The sequence below is a fragment of the Streptomyces sp. WELS2 genome (assembly GCF_013870595.1).
In the GTDB taxonomy this organism is placed as follows: Bacteria; Actinomycetota; Actinomycetes; order Streptomycetales; family Streptomycetaceae; genus Streptomyces.
In genome coordinates, this window is the sequence record NZ_JACBWZ010000979.1 from 1 (window position 1) to 2,090 (window position 2,090).

Here is a 2,090-nt window from a genome sequence, read left to right on the forward strand (position 1 = left end):
CCGCGTCCCGGTCAAGGGCGTCCGCAAGGCCACCGCGCAGGCGATGGTGGGTTCCGCGTTCACGGCACCGCACGTCACCGAGTTCGTGACGGTGGACGTGACCCGCACGATGCGGCTCGTCGATGAGCTGAAGCAGGACAAGGACATGCAGGGCCTGCGGGTCAACCCGCTCCTGCTGATCGCCAAGGCCCTGCTGGTCGCCATCAAGCGCAACCCGGAGATCAACGCCTCCTGGGACGAGGCCAACCAGGAGATCGTGCTCAAGCACTACGTCAACCTGGGCATCGCCGCGGCCACCCCCCGCGGGCTGATCGTGCCGAACATCAAGGACGCGCACGACAAGACGCTCCCGCAGCTGGCCGAGGCGCTCGGCGAGCTGGTGACGACGGCCCGCGAGGGCAAGACCTCACCGGCGGCGATGCAGGGCGGCACGGTGACCATCACCAACGTCGGCGTCTTCGGCGTCGACACCGGCACGCCCCTGCTGAACCCCGGGGAGTCCGCGATCCTCGCGGTCGGCGCGATCAAGCTCCAGCCGTGGGTCCACAAGGGCAAGGTGAAGCCGCGTCAGGTCACCACCCTCGCCCTCTCCTTCGACCACCGCCTGGTCGACGGCGAGCTGGGCTCCAAGGTGCTGGCGGACGTGGCGGCGATCCTGGAGCAGCCGAAGCGGTTGATCACCTGGGGTTGAGACCCGTCGGTGGGTAACGTCTGACAGGCGAAGGGGACGGCCGCAACTATCTCTTGCGACCGCCCCCTTCGTCATCCGGCGCGGTGAGGTAGCTCGGTCAGTCGGTAGACAGCCGGGCGCGCAGGGCGAGGGTGCGGTCGTCGCCGCGGGCCGGTGGCCGGGCGAGCCGCAGGGCGAGGGTGTCCTGTTCGGCGCCGCCCGGTTCGAGCGCCATGGGCCCGCTCATCCGGCCAGGCTCCCCGCGGCGGTCCGCGGGCGCCGCCCGCGTGCGGTGGGTTCGGGCAACGGCCGTGCGTGGTAGGGCAGTTCGAGGTAGATGGAGCGGAAGGTGTCGATCGTCTGGCGCAGCGTGAACTGTTCGATCACGCGCAGCCGGGCGGCCTCGCCCATCGCCCGGCGGCGTCCGGCGTCGGCGAGCAGTTCGAGTGCCGCCGCCGCCATGCGGTCCGGGTCGCGCGGCGGGACGACGAGGCCGGTGTCGCCGACGGCCTCGCGGACCCCGCCGACGTCGGTGGAGACGGTGGCCCGGCCGCAGGACATGGCCTCGATCAGGGTGAACGGGAAGCCCTCGCTGATGCTGGAGAGCATCACCACGTTCCCGGCCGCGTAGGCGTCCTTGATGTCGTCGACCCGGCCCTCGAAGGTGACGGCGTCGGCGTGGCCCAGGTCGGCGGCGAGCGCCTCGCAGCGTTCCCGGTACGCCTCCCCGCCGCGGGGGGTGCCGCCGAAGAGGCGCAGCCGCGCCTCGGGTATCTCCTTGCGGACCAGGGCGAAGGCGCGGATGAGGGTCTCCAGGTCCTTGATGGGGTCGACCCGGCCGGCCCAGCTGAGGGTGGGTGTCTCCGGTTCGGGGCCGGCGGGCGGGAAGGCGGCCGGGTCCACGCCGTTGTAGACGGTGCGGATGGACCGGGGGTCGGCGCCGCCCTGTTCCTCCCACAGCCGGTTGTAGCGGTTGCCGGGGGTGATCAGGGCGGCCCGCCGGTAGCTCTCCTCGGCCAGCAGCCGGAAGAAGCCGAGGACGACGGCCTTCACCGGCCAGCGGTAGGGGGCGGTGCGATAGCCGAGGTAACGTTCAGCACGGCGCGCGCCGCCCCGGCGCGGCGCACGTCACCCTGCTCACCGAAGGCACCTACCCGCACAGCCATGGCGGCGTCAGCGTCTGGTGCGACCAGCTCGTCCAGGGCATGCCCGACCTCGACTTCGACGTCGTCGCCGTCACCGGCACCGGACGCGAACCCGTCGTATGGGAACTGCCCGGCCACGTCCACAGCGTGCTGTCGGTGCCCATGTGGGGCGCCCCGCCCGAGGGCCGCCCGCCCCGGGGCCGGGCCCTTTCCCGGCTCGCCGACGCCTACGAACGCTTCCTGACCGCGCTGCTCGACCCCGCGGCCGAGGACCG

At 72.4% G+C, this 2,090-nt stretch carries 2 protein-coding genes and 1 pseudogene; 2 read left to right on the forward strand and 1 reads right to left on the reverse strand.

Annotation, left to right across the window (positions count from 1 at the left end):
• A partial coding sequence (locus H5J33_RS32495; protein WP_181798308.1) for a dihydrolipoamide acetyltransferase family protein occupies window positions 1-691 on the forward strand: 691 nt, incomplete at its 5' end.
• 222 nt (window positions 692-913) lie between these two features.
• Here H5J33_RS32495 and pelF read toward each other — a convergent pair.
• Window positions 914-1,780 (reverse strand): annotated as a pseudogene (gene pelF / locus H5J33_RS32500) (GT4 family glycosyltransferase PelF); the annotation flags it as partial.
• A 23-nt stretch (window positions 1,781-1,803) separates the two neighbouring features.
• Here pelF and H5J33_RS32505 point away from each other — a divergent pair.
• The coding region (locus H5J33_RS32505; protein ID WP_181798309.1) for a DUF3492 domain-containing protein at window positions 1,804-2,090 on the forward strand (287 nt) is incomplete at its 3' end.